This window comes from Polaromonas sp. P3_C2 (assembly GCF_056402675.1).
The window spans coordinates 1-4,401 of sequence record NZ_JBFUGX010000349.1 but is presented as its reverse complement, the minus strand read 5'-3'; the positions used below and the strand labels follow the sequence as shown (position 1 = coordinate 4,401).

Below are 4,401 nucleotides of genomic sequence, written 5' to 3'. Positions count from 1 at the left end.
CGATGGCACCGTGCGGCAAGACGACCTTGCCCTGTGCGTCGAACGCCACGGTCTTCCACTCAGGATTGTTCGCCTGGCCGAGTTTGCCGTTGAAGTCGGACGCGCGCACATAACGGTCCGGCACCATGACGGTTTCGCCATTTTCAAGTTGGTGCTCCTTGAGCATCACCAGCATGGGCAGGTCGGTGTAACGGCGTGCGTAATGATCGAAGTAGGCAGAGCGCGGCTTGCCGTTGCCGCCGAAATAGAAGTCTTTCAGGATTACATGGCCCATGGCCATGGCGACCGCAGCATCGGTGCCCTGCTTGGGATGCAACCACAGGTCAGAGAGCTTGGCGACTTCGGAGTAGTCGGGCGTGATCGCCACGGTCTTGGTGCCCTTGTAGCGGACTTCGGTGAAGAAGTGCGCATCAGGGGTACGGGTCTGCGGCACGTTGGAGCCCCAGGCAATGATGAAGCCCGAGTTGTACCAATCGGCCGACTCCGGCACGTCAGTCTGCTCACCCCAGACCTGCGGGCTGGACGGAGGCAGGTCGCAGTACCAGTCGTAAAAACTCATGCACACGCCGCCTATCAGCGACAGGTAGCGCGAGCCGGCGGCGTAACTGACCATGGACATCGCCGGGATCGGCGAGAAGCCGATGATGCGGTCAGCACCGTGCCTCTTGATGGTATGGACGTTGGAGGCGACAATGATTTCATTGACTTCGTCCCAGCTGGAGCGGACAAATCCGCCGAGGCCACGCACACTCTGGTAGTCGCGCCGCTTGGCATCGTCCTGCACCACCGCCGCCCAGGCCTCGACCGGCGGCAGTGTCAACCGCGCTTCGCGCCAGTGCTTGAGCAGGCGTGCGCGCACCATGGGGTATTTGACGCGGTTCGCGCTGTACAGGTACCAGCTGTAGCTGGCGCCGCGCGAGCAGCCGCGCGGCTCGTGGTTGGGCATGTCCCAGCGCGTGCGCGGGTAGTCGGTCTGCTGGGTTTCCCAGGTGACGATGCCGCCCTTGACATAAATCTTCCATGAACACGAACCCGTGCAGTTGACGCCATGGGTGCTGCGCACGATCTTGTCGTGTGCCCAGCGGTTGCGGTAGGCGTCTTCCCAGGTTCGGTCTTCGGCAGTGGTGACACCGTGGCCCCCGGAGAAGGACTCCCTGGGGTTGGAAAAGTGACTCAGTCGATCAAGAAAGTGACTCATTTGTTTCTCCGTAAAGCGGTAAAAAGCGGGCTCAGCGTTCGCTCAGGGATTTTTGATCTCGGCGCCGCGGCGCAGGTAGAACCACCAGTTCAGCACCAGGCACAGCGCATAGAAGATGGCAAAGCCGTACATGGCGTTTTCCGGCGTGCCGGCCTTGATCTGCACGCCGATGACCACCGGGGCGATGAAGGCACCGTAGGCGGCGATGGCCGAGGTCCAGCCCAGTACCGGGCCGGCCTGCTGGCGGTCGAAGATGACGCCAATCGTGCGGAAGGTGGAGCCGTTGCCGATGCCGCTGGCAGCAAACAACACGACAAACAGCACCATGAAGAGCAGGAAGTACTGCTCGGGCGCATTCGACTTGTAGGCCAGCAGCATCACGTAGCCCACCGCAGCGGAAGCCAGCACCATCACGGCGGAGATGATCTGCGTCACGATGGAGCCACCGACCTTGTCCGAAACCCAGCCGCCCACAGGCCGGATCAGCGCGCCGACAAAGGGGCCTATCCAGGCAAAGGTCAGCGCCGACGGTGCGTGCGGATTTTTCAGCGTGTGCTGCATGACGCCAGCGGCGTCCGGCACGTGGCTGATGCCGAAGATCACAGTGATGGCCAGCGGCAGGGCCATCGAAAAACCGATGAAGGAGCCGAAAGTCACGATGTACAGCAGCGTCAGTGACCAGGTGTGTTTGTTGCTGAAGATCGCAAACTGCTTGGTGATGTTTTCTTTCATCGTGCCGAAGGCAGTGAGCTTGAGCACCAGCAAGGTGCTTGCCACAATCAAGGGCATGGCGATCCACATGTTGAGCAAGCCCAAGCCCGTGGGTTTGGGCAGGTAGAGGTACAGGCCAATGCCTGCCGGGACAAATGACAGCGTGTAGAGCCAGATGATTTTGAGAAAGGCCGGGATGGTGCCGCCAATGGCTGGAGAGACGGTCGTCAGGTTGTTCATGCCGAAATAGCAGATAGCCGACAACGGCACAAGCGACAGCAGCCAGGCAAAACCGGCGTTCTGGATCCAGGTGGGTGTGCCCGCCACAATCTTGCCGAAGATCCAGCCGCTGTCCTTGACCAGATTGGTCGACTCGCCTGCGAGGCCTCCAAACAGACCCAGGGTCATCACCAGCGGGATGACGATCTGCATGGTCGTCACGCCGAAATTGCCCAGTCCTGCATTCAGGCCGAGCGCCGTGCCCTGCAACCTCTTGGGAAAGAAGGTGCTGATGTTGGACATGGAGCTGGCGAAGTTTCCGCCACCCACCCCACACCACAAGGCCATCAGCTGGAAAGACCACAGCGGCCACTCGGGGTGCTGCAGCACGATGCCGGTGCCGATGGCCGGCGCCAGCAGCATCGAAGTTGTCAGGAAGATGGTGTTGCGCCCGCCTGCCAACCGGATCAGGAAGGAAGCCGGAATGCGCATGGTGGCGCCGGCCAGCCCCGCGATGGCTGTCAACGTGAACAGCTCGGCCTGGGTGAAGGGAAAGCCCAGGTTGAGCATCTGCACGGTGATGATGCCCCACATGCCCCAGACGGCAAAACCGCAAAGCAGGCTGGGCACGGAGATCCATAAGTTGCGGTAGGCAATGCGCTTTCCGGTGCTTTCCCAGAACTGCTCGTCCTCGGGACGCCAGTCGGTGATGTCGGCGCCGGAGGAGCGCGACTGAAGGGCTGGAATGGCCGTGCTTGCTGCAGACTTGGTGCTCATGATTTTTCCCTTGAAGAAGATGGCCGCATCAGGCCAATGCGCCGCTTGCGTTCGATCCCATGACTTCAGTGCGCCGCACTTCGGTCCAGTACATCCAGATCAGCGAGACCCAGACCACGCCATACATGAACATGAAGGCGCTCGAGCGGATGCCGGTGAGGTCCATCAGTCCTCCGAAGATGATGGGGAGCACAAAGCCACCCAAGCCGCCGGCCAGCCCGACAATGCCGCTGATCGCGCCGATGTTGGCGCCGTAGTCGTCGCTGATGTACTTGAAGACACTGGCCTTGCCGAAGGCCCAGGCAATGCCCAGGATGAACATGAGCGCGGTGAAGGTGTAGACGTTCAGCCCGATGTGGAAGGTGGCTGGACCGTTGACCGTGAGAATGGTGAAATCTGTTTGCGGGTAAGACAGCAGGAACAGGCAGACCCAGCTGACCCACATCACCCACCAGGTCACGCTGTGCGCGCCGTACTTGTCGGACAGAACGCCACCAAAAGCGCGCAGCACGCCGCCCGGCAATGAGAAGCAGGCTGCCAGCAGGGCTGCCACGCGGATGTCCAGGCCGAATTCACCCACGTAGTACTGCACCATCCAGAGCGACAGGGCCACATAGCCGCCGAACACGATGCTGTAGTACTGGCAATACTTGAGGACTTTCGGATCTTTCAGCGACTTGAGCTGATCACTGAACTTGACGTGGCTGGGCACCAGGTGCGAAGGATCGCTGTAGCTGAACAGCCAGAACAGCACCAACGCAGCCAGCATGATGACCGCGTACACCTGCGGCACCATGGCCCAGCCAAAAGCCACCAGCAGCACAGGCGCCACAAATTTATTGACGGCAGCGCCCGAGTTGCCGGCACCGTACACCCCCATGGCCATACCTTGGCGGCTTTTCGGGAACCAGCGCGCCACGTAAGGTGTTCCCACCGAGAAAGATCCACCGGCCAGGCCAACAAATAGGCCGATCACCAGGAAATGCCAGTAGACCGTGGCGTAACTCATGAGCCAGATGGCAGGCACCGTGGTGGCCATCAAGATCGCCATGACGATGCGTCCGCCGTAGCGGTCGGTCCAGATACCCAACGGTACGCGAATCAAGGAACCTGTCAGCACGGGTGTCGCCGCGAGCAGGCCGAACTCCGTGGCGTTGAGGTTCAACATCTTCTTGATCGGAATGCCGATCACGCCGAACATCATCCAGACCATGAAGCAGACGGTGAAGGCCAGTGTGCTGACAATCAGCACCGACCAGGCCTTCCTTGAATTACCGAGTTCAGAGCTCATGCATGTTTCTCCTGAGACATGGCATGACTGTCGGCGTTTAGCGCGCTGCTGAATATCCTTCTTCAGAACAGGCAGGCGGCATTAAAAAGACGACGTGGAACCTCGCCACCTCATCATGAAGAACTAGCGCCGGGTCAAACTGCCCCGGCCTTGATCTTTGTCAAGTCAGGTCGCGGCCAGCCGCGTAGACCGCGGCCTGCACGCG

3 protein-coding genes are annotated in these 4,401 nt (G+C 60.5%); all 3 read right to left on the bottom strand.

All coding sequences use genetic code 11. The annotated features are described in order from the left end of the window. A partial coding sequence (locus AC1DWI_RS14770; protein ID WP_477725098.1) for a molybdopterin-dependent oxidoreductase occupies positions 1 to 1,198 on the bottom strand: 1,198 nt, incomplete at its 3' end. 42 nt (positions 1,199 to 1,240) lie between these two features. Continuing rightward, positions 1,241 to 2,905, bottom strand: a complete 1,665-nt coding sequence (locus tag AC1DWI_RS14765; protein WP_477668764.1) for an MFS transporter — start codon at positions 2,903 to 2,905, stop codon at positions 1,241 to 1,243. Positions 2,906 to 2,933: 28 nt separating this feature from the next. After that, positions 2,934 to 4,196: an MFS transporter gene (locus AC1DWI_RS14760; protein WP_477668765.1), complete on the bottom strand. Its 1,263-nt coding sequence runs from the start codon at positions 4,194 to 4,196 to the stop codon at positions 2,934 to 2,936. Positions 4,197 to 4,401 lie beyond the last annotated feature (205 nt).